The 18,236-nt window shown below is 40.1% G+C and carries 13 protein-coding genes; 10 read left to right on the forward strand and 3 right to left on the reverse strand.

Features of this window, described 5'->3' with window-relative positions; all coding sequences use genetic code 11:
• Positions 1-201 precede the first annotated feature (201 nt).
• The 4 genes from pdxH (at position 202) to U735_RS0106015 (ending at position 4,418) form a co-directional block, all read left to right on the forward strand.
• The gene (gene pdxH / locus U735_RS0106000) at positions 202-849 is read left to right on the forward strand and encodes a pyridoxamine 5'-phosphate oxidase (RefSeq protein ID WP_031442962.1); all 648 of its coding nucleotides are present in this window, start codon (positions 202-204) and stop codon (positions 847-849) included.
• A 102-nt stretch (positions 850-951) separates the two neighbouring features.
• Positions 952-1,434 carry a SixA phosphatase family protein gene (locus U735_RS0106005; RefSeq protein ID WP_031442963.1) on the forward strand — a complete coding sequence of 161 codons (483 nt, stop codon included), beginning with the start codon at positions 952-954 and terminating at the stop codon, positions 1,432-1,434.
• Between the two features lie 2 nt (positions 1,435-1,436).
• Entirely contained in the window at positions 1,437-3,515 is a 2,079-nt protein-coding gene (gene ppk1, locus U735_RS0106010) for a polyphosphate kinase 1 (RefSeq protein ID WP_031442964.1), read from the forward strand.
• Positions 3,516-3,530: 15 nt separating this feature from the next.
• On the forward strand, positions 3,531-4,418 hold the full coding sequence (locus tag U735_RS0106015; RefSeq protein ID WP_031442965.1) for a Ppx/GppA phosphatase family protein: 888 nt from the start codon (positions 3,531-3,533) through the stop codon (positions 4,416-4,418).
• A 54-nt stretch (positions 4,419-4,472) separates the two neighbouring features.
• Here U735_RS0106015 and miaE read toward each other — a convergent pair whose 3' ends face one another.
• Entirely contained in the window at positions 4,473-5,054 is a 582-nt protein-coding gene (gene miaE, locus U735_RS0106020) for a tRNA-(ms[2]io[6]A)-hydroxylase (protein ID WP_031442966.1), read from the reverse strand.
• 177 nt (positions 5,055-5,231) lie between these two features.
• Here miaE and U735_RS0106025 point away from each other — a divergent pair, with 177 nt between their 5' ends.
• The gene (locus tag U735_RS0106025; protein ID WP_031442967.1) at positions 5,232-6,089 is read left to right on the forward strand and encodes an EboA domain-containing protein; all 858 of its coding nucleotides are present in this window, start codon (positions 5,232-5,234) and stop codon (positions 6,087-6,089) included.
• Between the two features lie 74 nt (positions 6,090-6,163).
• Here the strand turns inward: U735_RS0106025 and U735_RS0106030 are convergent, their stop codons facing one another.
• Positions 6,164-8,110 carry a membrane protein gene (locus U735_RS0106030; protein ID WP_031442968.1) on the reverse strand — a complete coding sequence of 649 codons (1,947 nt, stop codon included), beginning with the start codon at positions 8,108-8,110 and terminating at the stop codon, positions 6,164-6,166.
• A 5-nt stretch (positions 8,111-8,115) separates the two neighbouring features.
• A complete protein-coding gene (locus U735_RS0106035; protein WP_031442969.1) occupies positions 8,116-10,005 on the reverse strand; it encodes a 3-keto-disaccharide hydrolase in 1,890 nt (629 codons plus the stop codon).
• A gap of 439 nt (positions 10,006-10,444) precedes the next feature.
• Here U735_RS0106035 and U735_RS0106040 point away from each other — a divergent pair, with 439 nt between their 5' ends.
• From U735_RS0106040 to eboE, 5 genes are all read left to right on the forward strand, one after another.
• Positions 10,445-13,795, forward strand: coding sequence for a ThuA domain-containing protein (locus tag U735_RS0106040; protein WP_051891884.1), 3,351 nt, complete (start codon positions 10,445-10,447; stop codon positions 13,793-13,795).
• Positions 13,796-14,044: 249 nt separating this feature from the next.
• On the forward strand, positions 14,045-14,953 hold the full coding sequence (locus U735_RS0106045) for a TatD family hydrolase (RefSeq protein ID WP_031442971.1): 909 nt from the start codon (positions 14,045-14,047) through the stop codon (positions 14,951-14,953).
• Positions 14,953-15,855 carry a UbiA-like protein EboC gene (gene eboC, locus U735_RS0106050; protein WP_031442972.1) on the forward strand — a complete coding sequence of 301 codons (903 nt, stop codon included), beginning with the start codon at positions 14,953-14,955 and terminating at the stop codon, positions 15,853-15,855. Before U735_RS0106045 ends, eboC begins: the two co-directional genes overlap by 1 nt.
• A gap of 11 nt (positions 15,856-15,866) precedes the next feature.
• Positions 15,867-17,048, forward strand: coding sequence for a 3-dehydroquinate synthase (locus tag U735_RS0106055; protein WP_031442973.1), 1,182 nt, complete (start codon positions 15,867-15,869; stop codon positions 17,046-17,048).
• Positions 17,042-18,235, forward strand: a complete 1,194-nt coding sequence (eboE, locus tag U735_RS0106060) for a metabolite traffic protein EboE (RefSeq protein ID WP_031442974.1) — start codon at positions 17,042-17,044, stop codon at positions 18,233-18,235. Before U735_RS0106055 ends, eboE begins: the two co-directional genes overlap by 7 nt.
• Position 18,236: the final 1 nt, after the last annotated feature.

Genomic DNA, 18,236 nt, shown 5'->3' on the forward strand with positions numbered 1-18,236 from the left:
ATTTCGTAAGATTTCAGGTTTTGATAAAGGGTATTAAAATTGTTTTGGTGGGCCTATTCCTAAACTATATTTGTTCCTAAGTATATCGGTCGATTCTTGGTCGCCAAAGGTTAAAAAAACTCTACTTACTTTTCGTGTTTCAGTTTGTTTTATGCAATTTTGTATAGTAACTTTTCAAGATAATAATATCCAAGAGTACATATGCAAAAAGACCTAGGGAATTACAGGAAATCCTATGAGAAAAGCTCCCTTACCGAAGAGGTTATTTCGGATAACCCTATGGAGCTATTTCAAAAGTGGTTTTATGAGGTCGAGGCATCGGATGGGGTAGATGAACCCAATGCCATGACGGTCTCTACAATAGGTTTGGATGGGTTTCCAAAGAACAGGGTTGTATTGTTGAAAAAGTACACCTTTGAAGGTTTTATATTTTATACCAATTACGAAAGTGAAAAGGGGAGGGCCATATCCCAAAATCCCAATGTGTGCATTTCTTTTTTTTGGCCAAATATGGAAAGGCAGATCATCATTAAGGGAAGAGCTGAAAAAATAGCAGAAAATTTATCTGATGGCTATTTTGAATCGCGTCCTGATGGCAGCAAATTAGGTGCCATAGTATCCAAGCAGAGTGAGGTAGTTCCGAGCAGGGACTATTTGGAAAAGAAATTAAAGGATTTGGAGAAGGAATATGAAAATAAGGAGATAGAACGTCCCAAATATTGGGGCGGATTTATTGTAAAGCCCGTGTCCATAGAATTTTGGCAAGGACGGCCCAATAGATTGCATGATAGGATACGCTATAGCCTACAGGCCAATTATGATTGGAAAATTGAAAGGTTGGCCCCTTAATGTTTGGCCAACTCATTGGATTTGAAAAGTAGTGGTGATGTACGAACAATTGCACACACTCAATTTTTAGTTTTTTATAATGAATTAAATTGATTTAAACGTATGAAAACTGCAATATTGGTAAGGCACGGAAAATCGTCTTGGGAATATAATGTTTCGGATAGGGATAGGCCCCTAATGGAAAGGGGTATAAAGGATGTAAATAAGGTAGCGAAGGAGTTTTCATCGAATTCAATCCATATAGACGCTGCTTATTCCAGTCCGGCCAACAGGGCTTTGCACACCGCTATGATTTTTTTAAGGACCATAAACTTTCCATTTACAAAATTTGAACTTTCCAATGAACTTTATGATTTTTCAGGGGAGGATGTATACCGATTTTTAAAAGGATTGAACAATGATCAGGATACGGTTATTATCTTTGGACACAACGAAGCATTTACACATATTGCCAATTCTCTAGGAAACATGTATATTGACAATGTTCCTACCAGTGGGCTGGTACAATTAAAATTTGACACAAACGATTGGAGTGCCGTGACAAAAGGAATAACGGTACAGACACTTTTCCCAAAACAGTTATAAGAATGATCAAGAGTAAAAATCAATATATAAATAGAGAAATTAGTTGGTTAAGTTTTAATGAGAGGGTTTTACAGGAAAGTGCGGACAAGAATGTTCCTTTAATAGAGCGACTCCGATTTTTAGGGATATTTTCCAATAATTTGGATGAATTTTTTAAGGTAAGGTATGCCACCGTTAAAAGAATTGTAGAAGCGGGCAGAACAGGAAAGAGTGTTTTGGGAGGGGAAACGGCAAAGGATCTACTCGAAGAAATTACCGAAATCGTAATTAAGCAGCAGACCAAAAGCTTAAAAATACTTAGTGATATTGAAAAGGAATTGGAATCTCAGAATATTTTTTTGATCAATGAAAAAAAAATAACAGAGTCCCAATGTTCCTTTATTAAGAATTACTTCATCGAAAAGGTCAGTCCGGTTTTGATGACCATTATTTTGAACGATTTGGCCGGCTTCCCCATGCTGAAGGATACAGCGGCCTATCTGGCGGTAAAATTAATACTGAAGAAACAACCCGGTAGCCAATCCAATGTTAAGGAAAAGCGATATGCACTTATAGAAATTCCTAAGGGTATAGACCGTTTTGTTGTGTTGCCGAAGGAGGGCGATAAGAACTATATTATCATTCTGGATGATCTTATCAGGTATTGCCTAGGGAGTATTTTTAATATGTTCGATTACGAATCCATATCGGCACATATGATCAAAATTACCCGTGATGCCGAGTTGGACATGGATAATGACTTAAGTAAGAGTTTTATTGAAAAAATTTCGTCCAGTGTAGAGCATCGAAAAATAAGTGATCCCGTGCGTTTTGTGTACGACAAGAGCATTGGTAGGGATACCCTCGATTTCTTAAAGGAAAAAATGGACATAGAGGATACGGATAGTGTGATTCCTGGAGGTAGATATCACAATAGGCGTGACTATATGGGTTTTCCTAGTTTGGGAAGGAATGATCTAATGTACGATAAGATTGCAGCATTGCCCGTAAAGGGGATATCTATGGAAGGTAGTCTTTTTGAACGGGTAGCGGAAAAGGATTTTCTGCAGTATACCCCGTACCAGACCTTTTCCTATATCATTAAATTTCTAAGGGAAGCGGCCCTGGACCCCAAGGTGAGAAATATCAAGATTACGGTTTATAGATTGGCCGATAACTCCCAGGTAGCGGCATCCTTGATAAACGCCGTAAAAAATGGGAAACACGTTACGGTACAGATAGAATTGCAGGCAAGGTTCGACGAACAGGCCAATATTGAATATGCGGAACAGTTACAGGCAGAGGGGGTAAAGCTGATTTTTGGTGTAAGGGGCTTAAAAGTGCACAGTAAAATATGCCTTGTAGAACGGGAGGAAGACAGCCAAATTAAACGATACGGGTTTATTAGTACCGGAAACTTTAATGAATCAACGGCCCGTATCTATACCGACTACACTTTGTTCACGGCACATGATGGCATATTGAAGGAATTGAACAAAGTTTTCGATTTCTTTGAGACTACCTATAAGATCAACAAATACAAACATCTAATAGTATCTCCCCATTATACCAAAAATGTGTTCAAGAAATTGATCGATAAGGAAATTCAAAATGCCAAGGCTGGCAAAGAAGCCTATATTAAGATAAAAATGAACAGCTTTACTTCGTATAAAATGGTAGACAAGCTGTATGAGGCAAGTAGGGCAGGTGTAAAGATTCAGCTTATTATCAGAGGCATTTGCTGTTTGGTTCCCGGTGTTAAGGGAATGAGTGAAAACATAGATGCCATTAGTATTGTGGATAAATTTTTGGAGCATCCAAGAATTTTCATTTTTGGAAATGATGGTAATTCCAAAGTATATATATCCTCAGCCGATTGGATGACGAGAAATTTGGATTATCGTGTAGAAGTCGGAGTGCCGATTTATGATATTGACGTTAAGCAGGAACTTCTGGATACCTTTGATATTTCATGGAGGGATAACGTAAAAGCTAGGGTATTTTCCGAAAAACATGATAATGCTTATAGAAAGAACAATAACCCCAAAGTACGTTCACAATTCGCTACCTATGATTATTACCTTAATAAATTGAATTCCTAAAAAAAACCAGCTACTTTGAAAGTACGGAAATATGCGGCCATTGACATTGGCTCCAACGCCATACGCTTACTTACCCATAACGTCATTGAAGAAGAAGGGAAAGATACCCTCTTTAAAAAAAGTGCCTTGGTCCGATTGCCTATCAGGCTTGGGGAGGATGTATTTAAAAACGGGACTATTTCCAAGCGCAATGAAGAGCGATTGTTGAATGCGATGAAGGCGTTTCAGCTCTTGATGGATGTGCACGGGGTGGAAAAATATATGGCCTGTGCTACCTCGGCTATGAGGGAGGCGGATAATGGGCAACTGGTAATTGATAATATCTTGGAGGCTTCCGGGGTGCAGATTCAATTGATAGACGGGGAAAGGGAGGCTTCCATAATAGCCTCAACAGACCTTAAGAATTTGATAAGGAAAGATGAGACTTATCTTTATATAGACGTGGGCGGCGGGAGTACTGAGTTTACGGTCTTTTCCGAAGGGAAAATAAAAATTTCAGAATCATTTAAGATTGGGACCGTTAGGCTTCTGAATGGTATGGTAGATGATTCTATGTGGAACGATCTGGAACACTGGCTGAAGAGACATGTTAAGGGACTGCCCAATCTATCGATTATTGGTTCTGGGGGAAACATTAATAAACTACATAAAATGTCCGGACGAAAGGAAGGGGAGTCCCTGTCCTATATTTGGCTAAGGGCACAATATCATTTTCTGTCGAGCCTAACTTTTGAGGAAAGGGTCTCCGAATTGGGATTGAATCCGGATAGGGCGGATGTAATTATTCCTGCTACACAAATTTTTGTTTCTTCGGCAAAGTGGATCGGAGCCAAAAAAATTCACGTTCCCAAAATAGGACTTTCGGACGGGATTATAAAAACCCTGTACTACGCCAAAGAATAAGGAACATTATTTTAGAAAATGGATTCTAAAGGTAATTGGCGCGCAGAAGGCAATTTAGCCGTGGACCGTTTCAGAATTGCCCAGATCCTTCATGATGGCAGCCTCATAAGTTAGTAGAGCGTCCCATTTCTTGTCCACTTCCTTGCGATCTCCATACTTACGTGCGAAGTTTAGAAACATGGTGTAGTGCCCGGCCTCACTGATCATCAGTTTATGGTAAAAATCGGCCAGCTCCTTATCCTGCAATTGCTCGGATAGTAACCTAAAACGTTCACAACTGCGGGCTTCAATTAATGCTGCATATAACAAGCGGTGTACCAATTGGGTGGTTCTGCTGCCTCCTTTTGGGAAAAACTTTAGTAGGGCAATAACATAGTCGTCCTTTCTGTCCCTCCCCAATGTTTTTCCACGGGCCAATATGCGGTCGTGAACCATTTTAAAATGTCCCATTTCCTCTCTGGAGAGCGCTATCATTTCTTGGGTTAGTTCCGTGTATTCCGGAAAGCTCACAATCAACGAAATAGCGGTGCTCGCTGCCTTTTGCTCACAATAGGCATGATCTGTTAATATTTCATCGATATTTTTCTCAACAATGTTGACCCATCTAGGGTCTGTGGGCAATTTTAAACCTAACATAGCACAATTTTCTATTTCAAAAATAGAAAGAATACCATAAACCGCGGTAATTAATGCTGATATAGTTTTATATTTAAGCCTTCTTTGTAGGCATTGTGCAATAATTTGAATTGCCCTTGGGCTTACTTTATGTTTTATTGAAATTTATGGTTTAACACGGGATAAATATATTGTAATATGTTATTTGAAAATATCGGTACCCAGCTTCTGAAAATATTAGAGGATAATGTGGACAGTGAAAATATGCAATGGCTGTTGTCTAAAATTGCAGGCATTGTGGAGTCAGAGTCCACAAAGGATTTATATCTGACCTATAGCATGGTACCCACAAAAATTAGATCGGCAAAGGAACTGTCGCTTTTATTGGACGATAAGGAATTAAAGGCTTACCTGGAAATTCAACATGCGAACCTTCAACAGATAGGTAGGATATATTTGCTTTACAAGGTGTTGGAGGCCAAGGAGGATTTTTTTAAGGCCAAAGTGGCCAATATTATTGAAGTAGCGGATAAGAGTGAACTGGAAACCTTCCTTAAATTTTTGGTTTTGTTACCGCATCCTGAAAACTATAAGGTACAGGCTGTTGAAGCTCTTAGGACCAATATCTCCACCGTTTTTGATGCTATAGCGTTAAACAACCCTTATCCTGCACTTTATTTTAATGAACAGCAATGGAACCAAATGTACCTGAAGGCTGCGTTTATGCAACAAAACCTAAATGAAATTGAACAGGTAGAAAAAAGAGGAAACAAGGAACTTACAAGAATTATTTCGGATTACGCTCACGAGCGTTGGGCGGCATCAAGGGAAATAGATCCCTGTTTTTGGAGGCCAGTGAGTAATTTCATGAACGAAAAACTCTTAAAGGATATGAAGCGACTATTTTCCAGTGATAATATTGCAGAGCAAAAAGCAGCCGCTCTTTGTTGTTATCACTCCAATTCAAGCGAAGCGAAGGAACTGTTGACAGGTTTTCCCGAGCTTGTAAAAGGAATTGAAAATGGAAGTATTACTTGGGTAAGTATTAAAGAATAGTGTTAAATTTTAAAAAGAAAAGAGCGGTTCGATGGAAACATTGAACCGCTCTTTTTATTAAATGTAATTAAGTCTTACTTCTTCAAGGAATTGATCCACCCGGCAATTTTAAGTGCTTCATCTTTGGGAACATGCGGCATAGGTGCCATAGGTGTTGCATATTCGGGCCAGTTTTTGGGTTGTGGATTGTAAATTAGTTCCACTATTTTCTCATTGTTGTAATTGCGTTTTGAAATCTCGGTAAAGGAAGGTCCGATGACCCTTTTGTCCTTATGGTGGCATGCCACGCAAGTGTTGGTCATTAAAAGAGGCTGTACTTCGGTATCCGACAAAACTTTGTCTGTAGCTGATGGTTTTTGGGGTGCCGTTTTCTTAATGCTGACAGCTTTTTTCAATAAACTACTTCGCTTGGTCGATAGTTCGGATGCGGGAATTACAGTTCCCTCGGGAATATTATTCAAAGTATAGTACAAGGTGGGATGTAAAATGGTGTTCCCGGATTCTTTGGCCTTTACACCTGGTAGCATAATTTCGTGAACATAGTATTGCCGAATATTGTCAATGGCTACGTGAACTTTCATACCGTCATCGCTCACTTTTACCCCTTTTATCTTGATCTCCTCAATATTGGTCTGTGGACTACCATAGGCTGCATGATATTTGTAAATGTAGCTTTTGCCGAAATAGGAATCCAGATCCTCGGCCGAAGCCTTGTCCACAGGCATTGTAAATTCAATTTCAAATCCGTCGGGCTTGGCCCTGACGGTTTTCATTTCAAAAGGTGTACGCCCAGTCCATGTTAGATATTCCAGACCGGAATTAGTAGTGCCGGCAGAACCCCAGCCCCTATTGGTCTCTCCTACGAAAAGCCTTCCTTGGCTGTCAAAATCCATGCGCATTACTCCGGACTGAAAGCCCGTTCTGAAATCGAAAGCTACTCCCTGGTATTCTCCCTTCACTTTTTCAAGGACTACCCTCATAATCTTGCTTTGCCCCATGTCGCCGACCAGCAATTGATCTTCAAATGGACCAAATTTTCCCTGCGTTTTATCGACCTTGATTTCGGAATTGGATATTCCCAAAATACCATGGGGCAATATTACAGCAGGCAATTTTAATTCGGGGAGGGATTTTTTTATTTCATAAGCAAAATCTGGATTTTCCTCATCCATTATATTTTCCGGTTTCACATAACGGCCATTTACCTTGACCTGCCTTTTATCCAACTTGCTATAAAACTCTTCCTCGGTGAGTTTTATTGGGGAATCCTCGTGCCCCGTCCATTTAAGTCCGGCCGGATGTCCCGCGAATGCACCTTTTGGTAGATGCCAAATAGCACCGGAACCTACCCAGTCCCCTTGGTTTTCCGAGTAGAACAATTCCCCGTCTACCAGGCCATAACCTGCCGGAGATCGCATACCCGTGGCCCAAGGCTCCATTTTACCATCCTCGGTAATTTTCATGGTCCATGCCCTCCAGGGCACCCTACTTTCGCCCCTCCACCATTCTTCATTGCCAAAGGCAACATTGGCGGTTACAAAAAAGGTATTGTCCGGAGCCAATACCGGTCCAAAGGAATATTCGTGGTAGTGCGTGGAAACGGGCCACGCATAGATGGTCTTGTATTCATCCGCAATGTCATCACCATTGGTATCAATTAGTTTGGTCAACTCCCCTCTTTGCGCTGTATAAAGAGCTTGGTCATGATAGGCCAAGCCTAAGGGTTCGTGCAATCCGGATGCAAATTTTTTAAAAGTAGGGGGTACCCCATTGGCCATAGACGGATTTTCTATGATCCAAACATCACCACGGCGTGTACAAACAGCTAGATTCCCATTGGGAAGGGATAGCACTCCTCCTCCTTCCATATGGATTCCTTCAGGGGTTGGTACCGTAGTTAATCTGTAGTAATCATCCTCGGTAGGGGCATTTTGGGCCGATAGGGTTGTGGTTGTAATAAGCATTGTTGCCAAACAGACTATTCCAATCGCACTGATTGTATTTTTTGTAAAGGTTTTCATATTTCTTACCAGATTATTTCATATTTGATAGTGCTTCCATCCACAGGAATAATTAGTTCGGTTTCATCATTTACTTCTCTAATCATAGGTTCCTGACCAGATAGGACATTTACGTAGAATTGATGATCATTGACATCAAAAGACCCATCGGCCAATTGTTTGGCTTTTCCGGATGCAATCTTATAGTACCAATTGGATTCCCCTGTTTTGGAAAAATGCACTTCATTTATGATGTGGGTGTTTTTGTCATTTGGGTAAACCCTGTTCTCCACATCAACCCCTTTATAGGTGTATTTAAAGATAGGCAGGCCGTTCTCTTTATTTATGGTATAGCCTCCGGATTTAAATTCGGGAGCGCTTCCCGTTTTTGGAAACGGACTTTGCAAATCGTTAAGAGCGGATAAGGGTTGGTTTAAAAAGGTCCATAGAACTGAACCATTTGGCCTAAAAGAACCGTTGCCCCTACTGTGCCACATGGGGGTGGCATCAACAAAGTTACCGCGCCACATGCCAACTAGATTTTCGGATCCCATGTCATATACGAAGTTTATGCCTTCAGGTGTTCCAACACCTATAGTGTGGGACAAGCGCTCCTGATTGCCTTCAAAACTTACAAAGCCCCTTAGCATCCGTGGTGTGGCCTCGGTATTGACCAGAATGGGAGAAACTGAATTTATTTTTTGGGGGTAGGAATCGTATGTGTTGAAGATCTTTGGATTGGTATTTTTCGTTGCAATTGAAAGTCCCAACCTTGGAGCTCTCCAACCCGCATCTTTTATATTGGTCAATGTAAAAATATGGTCTCCCTCAAGAAGGGATACGGTTTTTTCCAAATTCTCTTCGGAGTCGGATGAATTATTGGTAGCAATGTTTTTTCCGTCAATAGTAAAATGGATACCTCCTGTGTACCCTATGGAAAAGACGTAATCGTCCGCTTTGGGAACATTAATTTTTCCTTTATATACAATACCATAATGATCTTCTTCATTTATGACCGTGATGTCTATAAGTTTCGCTGATTTCTCTTGGGTACTATTTGCGGTTTCCAATTCTTCCAGGCCTTTAAAATTACCCTTATAAGTACTATAAGATAAATTGGAAAGGGTAACATTGGATTCTTCTAAAAGTTGATACTTTATATTTCTAAAAGCCATTGGGCCATGATCTCCTTGTATCATCAGTGGACCCATAGCGGTTTCTTCTGTGGAAATTGGCCCCCCGGTAGGTAAGGGCACTTCCACATTACTATGAATTAAAACGTTGTTCAATAGTACGGAAACGAATTTTGCATTGGCAATTTTTTCCCCCTTATCATTGAATTTGGGTGCTTCAAAATGTATTTTGAGCTTTTGCCATAAACCAGGGGCTTTGGCCGGATTGCTCAATGGGGTTATGCCTAGAAATTTCTTTGAAGGTTCCTCTTCCCAATTCCTGTGAATGCCTCCGAAATCATATGAGGTTGGATTCATAACGCCCCAACTATCCTTTATTTGCAGTTCATACCGGCCCTGTAAATAAATTCCTGAATTTGATCCGTTGGGGATCAAAATCTCCATTTCCAGTTTAATATCACCATGTTCCCATTGCGACAAAAGATGGTCTTTTTGGGTAAAGCTGTAATCGTTGAACAAAACACCCGTTCCAGGTTCTATATGAATTGGATGAATGGCTTCTTTAACCTTTTTTTGTTTTCGTTTTTCTTTTTTGGATAATGGTTCCGGCTCCGGATCCTGGTGGGTATGCACTCTAATGTTTCTGTCGGCAATAACATCGCCAACTATTTTCCAATTACTGGACGGGTCTTTAAACCCGTTTAAATTTTCCAAGAATAATTGCTCTTGTGCCAGCAAGCTAAATCCTGAAAAAAGAAGGAGGATTGAGATTTTAATTTTCATTTGGTTTAATGGGTTTCTAAAATTGTAAGCCTTAAAAGTATCACATTATATTATTTTAAAGCTGCCGTAAAATTAAAATTAACATTTGGGCGGGGTTTGGGGTTGTTGTTGTTGTTGTTGTTGTTCAATATAATTATTAGTGGGTGAGCAGGGAATTATTTGAGGAATTGGTAAGATGTGTATAGCCATTACAAAAGACTGAACCTTAAAGTGGGTAATGTTGGTTTATGGTCGGATTTTTTTACAGGTTTATATAAAATTCTTTCCAAATGATTTAAATTGCTGCATTATTGCCTAGAAATATGATTTTTAGGCAAAAAAAGTATTCATCTAAGTATAATTTGTTTTTAGATGAGGTGTTATAAGGATTTATAAGTTAATGTTGAATCTACAATAGGGACATCTTAATTAATGGATGATATTAAATTAATTGGTTTTTATGAATAATATTTTAAAGTTGGTAATGGGACTTGTCCTTGCTTGTTTTTTAGGTTCTTGTTCCTCCAAGGAAACCAAATTGTTGGTGTTTAGTAAAACCGAAGGCTTTAGGCACGGTTCTATCGAGAAAGGCGTGGAGGCAATGAAGCAATTGGGAGAACAAAATGGTTTTATAGTGGAGGCGACCGAAGATGCAACCTATTTTACCGAGGAAATATTAAAGGAGTATTCGGCAGTTATGTTTTTAAATACTACTGGGGATATTTTAAATGAGGTGCAACAGGCCGATTTTGAAAGATACATTCAAGCAGGTGGAGGTTTTTTTGGAATCCATGCGGCTACGGATACGGAATACGGTTGGCCTTGGTACAATAAATTAGTGGGCGCCTATTTTAAGGGGCACCCTAAAATTCAAGAGGCAAGGTTGAATATAATTGACAAAAAACACCCAGCTACCAAATCTATGTATGATACATGGATGAAGACGGACGAGTGGTATAATTTTAGGGATATCAACCCAGAAATAAAGGTATTGATAGAAATAGACGAGACCAGCTATGAGGGCGGAGAAAATGGGGAGCATCATCCTATTTCCTGGTATCATGACTATGATGGGGGAAGGTCCTTTTATACGGAAATGGGACATACAGATGCCACTTTTGAAAATCCAGAGTTTTTAAATCATGTATTGGGCGGTATTACATATGCAATCGGTAATAATGTTTTGGATTATGGCAAGGCAAAGACGGAAAGGATTCCTGAGGAAAACAGGTATGTTCGCAAGGTTCTCGATTTTAACCTAAACGAACCTATGGAATTGGAAGAGCTGCCCGGTAGGGGGATTTTGTTCGTGGAACGAAGGGGTGCTTTAAAGCTCTATGATTTTAAGGAAGAGAAAACAAAACAAATAGCCCAGCTTAATTTGTTTTATGGCAATGAGGATGGTTTGTTGGGTATAGCAGTGGACCCCAATTACCAGAAAAACAATTGGATCTATTTATTTTATTCTGCACCAGGTGAAATATCCGAACAACGTATTTCAAGATTTACCTTGGTAGGTGATTCCTTGGATTTTGCCTCAGAAAAAAATCTATTGACCATTCCAACATTGCGCAAATGCTGCCATAGTGGAGGGGCTTTGGAATTTGGTCCGGACGGTAATTTATTTATTGGTTTGGGAGATAACACCAACCCCTTTGAATCTTCCGGTTTTGCACCAATAGATGAACGGGAAGGTAGGGCTTTATGGGATGCCCAAAAATCTGCGGCCAATGCCAACGACCTTAGAGGAAAGATTTTGAGAATTAAACCCGAGGACGATGGAACCTATTCCATTCCCAAGGGAAATCTGTTTCCTGTAGGTACTCCTAAGACTAGACCGGAAATATATGTTATGGGTAGCCGTAATCCTTTTAGATTTTCTATAGATAGTGAAACCGGATACCTTTATTGGGGCGATGTTGGTCCGGATGCAGGGAAGGGTGATCCCAATAGGGGGCCACATGGTATGGGAGAATTTGACCAGGCAAGAAAAGCCGGGAATTGGGGATGGCCCTATACCCGAGGTAATAACCAAGCTTATAATGATTATAATTTTACCACTGAAACCCCTGGGGAAAAATTTAACCCTGCCAGATTGATAAACGATTCTCCAAACAATACAGGTATAAGGGAGCTTCCACCTGCCCAGGAATCAATGATATGGTTTTCCTATAGTGCTTCGGAAGAATTTCCCTGGTTGGGTTCAGGAGGAATCAACCCCATGGCTGGGCCAATTTATCACGCTTCCAATTATCCCAATGCTACCAATAAATTTCCTAAATATTTTGAGGATAAGGTTTTATTGTATGAATGGATGAGGGATTGGATCTATGTGGTAACACTGGATGAAGATCACAACTATGTAAAGGCGGATCCCTTTATGCCCAGTAATGAGTTTTCCCATCCAATGGATATGCTTTTTGCCTCCGATGGCAATCTTTATGTGCTTGAATATGGACAAAAATGGAATTCCCAAAACATGGATGCCCGCTTAAACAGGATAAGTTATGTTAGCGGTAATCGCAAGCCGGTTTCCCGAATCACTTCAGATAAAATGGTTGGGGCCCAACCCTTTACCGTAAATTTTTCCGGGAGTACCTCCGAAGATTTTGATAAGGATAAATTGCAATACGAATGGTATTTTAATTCGGAGGAGATTCAGGATAAATCCATGGAGCCAAGCTTTACTTTCAATGAACCGGGGAATTATACGGTGCGTTTAAAGGTAACCGATGAAGCTGGAAATTCGGATATATCCACCCAGAAGATATTGGTGGGCAATGATATTCCCGAATTAAAAATTGAATTGGATACCAAGAACAGAACTTACTGGAACGGGCGTAAAGTGGCCTATAAGGTGGTTGTAACCGATAAACAGGATGGTAGTACCCTTGAAGGCACCATTGACCCCAAAGATGTAAAAGTCACCTTTGATTATATTCCCGAAGGTGAGGATATGGTCAAGGCTACCATAGGGCATCAACAGAACACCATACCTGAGGGCAAGTTGATTATGGACGATACGGACTGTAAGGCATGCCATGCCATAAATATTCAAGTCAATGGACCATCCTACGAGGAAATAGCAGCACGCTATTCGGCCAAGGACAAAAATTATTTGATAGATAAGATCATAAAAGGAGGCTCCGGGGTTTGGGGAGAAAGTATGATGTCTGCACATCCTCAACTTAAGGTCTCGGAAGTGGATAAAATAGTAGATTATATACTTTCTTTAAATACCGAAATTGGGAAAGATGAAAATCTATTGGCTATACAGGGCGAAGTTGGTTTTAACGCGCATCAGGCCAAAAATAGCCAAGGAAAGTATGTATTAATGGCCTCTTACACGGATAAGGGAAGCAAGGAGCAGCCGGAATCTTCACTATCGGTCAGGGATCAGATTATATTTAAATTTCCAAAGTTTGAAGGGGCTAATGCGGATGAAAAAAGTGGGGGATTGAGCAATTGGGAGGTGGAAGGAGATAATGTAGTTGGCTCCATTAAAAATGATTCCTATTTAAAATTCAACGATATTGGCTTGGAAGGCCTAAAAAATATAGAATTGTCAATGTATTTTGGTGCCGACTATCCATACGAGGGCAAAGTGGAAATTAGGGAGAATAGTCCAGGAGGTACATTGATCGGGGAAAGCTCCCTGAAGTATTTTAACAAAGAAAAGGGGGCGAAGAAGAACTATCTTATCCCGGTAATGCCTACCAAGGATTTTGATGCCCTCTGCCTTGTTTTTAAGGGTACAGGAGACAAGGAGCAAATTATAGCCAATTTTAACGCTATGATATTGAAATATTAAACCGGTTATGGCGCTAAATATAAATCGGATCTTAAGGACAATATTAAAGCCTGTAGTTCGGTTTTCTGTTAAAACACTTTTAAAATGGTCATGTTATAATCGTTATAACCCATTAATTAATTAACTTTAACGGTTGGAGTCGATTTTAAAAAAAAATGAATTTTTCGTAATGTTTTGATCAAATTCGTTGAGGTCAACGAAAAATTTTAACCTTAGATACGTTTATCAATTAAAGTATACAATATTATTATGGAAGAGAAAATGATGATTATTGATCCTCATGTACACATGACCTCCAGGACAACAGATGATTATGAGGCAATGGCAGCCGCGGGAGTAGTGGCTATTATAGAGCCTTCGTTTTGGTTGGGGCAACCGCGTACACAAGTAGGTTCGTTTCAGGATTACTATAGCAGCCTTGTGGGTTGGGAGCCTTTTAGGGCAAGTCAGTTTGGGATACATCATTATTGCACTATCGGATTAAATTCCAAAGAGGCCAATAATGAAGCTCTGGCGGAACAGGTAATTGAATTGTTGCCATTGTATGTACATAAGGAAAATGTGGTGGCCATTGGTGAAATTGGCTATGACGATCAGACTCCTGCTGAAGACAAATATTTTAGAATGCAGCTGGAGTTGGCCAAAGAACTGAACATTCCGGTACAGATACATACCCCGCATAGGGATAAGAAGTCGGGTACCTTAAAAAGTATGGAGGTTTGTTTGGAACATGGTCTGGATCCTGGTATGGTTGTTATTGATCACAACAATGAAGAAACCGTTAAGGATGTATTGGATCGTGGTTTTTGGGCCGCATTTACGATATATCCAAAAACCAAAATGGGGAACGAAAGAATGGTAGAGGTAGTAAGAAATTTTGGAAGCGATCGAATTATTGTTGACAGTTCCGCGGATTGGGGGGTTAGTGATCCCTTGGCGGTGCCAAAAACAGCCTCCCTGATGTTGAAAAGGGGAATAGCCAAATCTGATGTGGTTAAAACCTGTTATCAGAATGCATTGGATATTTTTGGAAAAAATGGTAAGATGAAAGAATCCGATTGGTTAAATCCACAAGGTATCAATCAAACTAAATTATACAACGACAATAGTGTTTTGCGAGGGCAGGAGCCTAAGGTTGATGTGGATAAGATAGTATAATGAATCCTGTGTTGAAAGGATATTTAAGGCTCGCAAGACCTGCAAATTTACCAACAGCTGCTGCCGATGTTTTGGCAGGTGTGGCTATTGCGGGCGTATTTATTGGTGTTTTTCTTAATAAGGATTGGAATACGTCCATGTTGGGGGATGTACTTTTGTTGGTGTTTTCCTCCGTATTCCTTTATGCCGCTGGTGTGGTTCTCAATGACGTCTTCGATCATAAATTGGATAAAACAGAGCGCCCGGAAAGACCCATTCCTTCCGGATTGGTTTCTGTGCGATCTGCCGCTATCTTTGGAGGTGTGCTCATGAATTTAGGTGTGCTATTTTCATTTCTGGTGGGTCCGGTAAGTGGAATGGTAGCCGTTACTTTAGGACTTTCCATTCTTTTGTACGATGCCTTGGGGAAACACCATTCCTTTTTTGGACCACTTAATATGGGAGTTTGCAGGGGTTTAAATTTACTTCTAGGGATTACCATTTTGGGTGATTTCGGCAATTGGGGGTATATCATTTTTCCAGTTTTATATATAGCGGCTATAACCCTTATTAGTAGGGGAGAAGTGCATGGCGACAATAAGAACCATATTATTTTTGCAGGAGGATTGTACAGCACTGTAATTTTGGGGATAGTTGTTCTTTTTTCAACTGCTGGCCTTAATTTATTGGAGGCCATTCCGTTTTTATTACTGTTCGCATTTTTAATATTTAGGCCTTTGTTGAAGGCGTATGCCGAAAATTCCCCCAAGAATATTAAAAAGGCAGTGATGGCCGGGGTAATCTCGATAATTGTTTTGGATGCAAGCTTGGCCGTAGGATTTTCCCATTGGTGGGTAGGGTTGATTATAATATTGCTATTGCCCTTATCTATTTTTTTATCAAAACTGTTCGCAGTTACTTAACGTTTTAAAGTATGTCACATTATAAACCAATAGAGCAATCCTTTAAAGTAGCTTATGAGTATAAGCTACATTTTACGGAAAATATTTTTAGTTTGCATAACCCCTTGTTCAAGGATATTATTAATGGGTACAACAATAAGGGGGATGTAAAAGTGCTATTTGTTATAGATAGTGGTGTACTGGCCTGCCATCCAAATTTAAAGGCGGATATTACTTCCTATTGCACACAAAATAGTTCAGCGATACATCTAACGGAACAATTGGTGATTGCTGGAGGGGAACAATGCAAGAATGATTACCACAATGTGGAGCGGATATTGAATGCCGTTAATGACAATCGCATTTGCAGGCATTCTTTTGTTGTAGCCATTGGGGGAGGTGCCATTATTGATATGGTGGGATATGCTGCCGCCATCGCCCATAGGGGGGTGAAGTTGATAAGAATTCCTACTACAGTACTCTCCCAGAACGATTCGGCCGTTGGGGTGAAGAATAGTTTTAATATTTTAGGTAAAAAGAATTTTCTGGGAACTTTTGCTCCAGCTTATGCCATAATAAACGACAGTAATTTTTTAACCACCTTGGAGCAGCGCGATTGGATTTCAGGGATAGCCGAGGCGGTAAAAGTGGCTTTGATAAAGGATGCAGTATTCTTTGATTTTATTGAAGAGAACAGTGCCTTGCTTCAGGCACGTGATATGGAGTCTATGGAGTACCTGATTTATCGCTGTGCGGAGATGCATATGGAGCATATTGCCCAAGGGGGGGATCCCTTTGAAAGCGGTTCTTCCAGACCTCTGGATTTTGGCCATTGGGCAGCCCATAAATTGGAATACATGACCAATTATCAACTGAGACATGGAGAAGCTGTAGCCATTGGCATGGCCTTGGATTTGGTATATGCCCATTTTATAGGGTTGATAAGTAAGGAAACACTGGACCGCATTTTAAAGGTTCTGGAACACATTGGATTCGATTTACATATTCCTATTCAAAAGGATAGTGATCTGGAGGATCTGTTAAACGGCATTCAGGAATTTAGGGAGCATTTGGGCGGGGAGCTTACAATCACCTTGATATCCAGAATAGGTACCAAACACGATGTACACGAAATTGATATTTCCACCATGGAAAAAGCAATAGTATGGTTGAACGAAATGTATAAACCTAAAGTATCGAATACCATATGTTAATACAAAACAAATATCATCTGAGCTATTGTAGCAATATCCATCCTGGTGAAGATTGGGAGCAGACCTATGATAGCCTAAAAACATATCTTCCTAAAATAAAGAAGCAAGTTTCTCCCGAATCCCCTTTTGGCATCGGACTGCGTTTGTCCAATGTGGCAAGTTTGGGGCTTGATGAAGGTAGTAATTTGAAAGATTTCAAGGATTGGTTGGACCGAAATCAATTCTATGTGTTTACCATGAACGGATTCCCATATGGAAATTTTCATAACGAAAGGGTGAAAGATATGGTACATGCCCCGGATTGGACCACCAAGGAGAGATTGGATTATACGAAGCGACTTTTTGATCAATTGGCCTTTTTAATTCCTGAAGGTTTATCTGGAGGTATTTCTACTTCACCAGTCAGTTATAGGCACTGGCATTCTTCTGAGGAAGCTTTGGACATGGCCTTTGCAACTGGAGCCAAAAGTATGGCAGATATTGTTTTGCAGTTGGTAGAAATTGAAAAGAAAACCGGTAAATACCTGCATATGGATATTGAACCGGAACCTGATGGTATGTTAGAGAATAGTGATGAGGTACTTCACTATTATGATACCTATTTGATTCCCATTGCGACCCAAAAATTGAAAACCGTTCTAGGATGTAACAAGGAAACGGCCAAGGATTTAATTCTAAGACATATAACGGTTTGTTATGACGTCTGCCACTTTTCCCTAGCCTATGAGGAACCGGAACATACGTTGGCAAAATTTAGCAAAGCTGGAATAAAGGTTGGTAAAATACAAGTGAGTTCTGCCCTTAAGATTCTTTTCAAAGAGGGTGATAATGAGGCTATATGGAATTCCTTAAGTCAGTTTAACGAACCCACCTATCTCCATCAAGTCACGGAAAAGGTAGGTAATAAAGTGGTCACCTATAAGGACCTTCCCGAAGTCTTGGAGCAGCGCTCCAATGCCAAAGAGCTGAGGTCCCATTTTCACGTGCCTATTTTTATGGAAAAGTACGATCATTTATTTTCTACCCAGGACCAAATACTGAAGGTATTGGAATATCTAAGGAAAAATCAATTCTCGGATCAATTGGAGATCGAGACCTATACTTGGGATGTATTGCCCAAAGATCTCAAAACTGAACTGTCCAATTGTATTGTTCGTGAAATTGAATGGTTAAAGAGTAAAATTTAAG

Origin of the sequence: Arenibacter algicola, from assembly GCF_000733925.1 — a bacterium.
Classification (GTDB): Bacteria; Bacteroidota; Bacteroidia; order Flavobacteriales; family Flavobacteriaceae; genus Arenibacter; species Arenibacter algicola.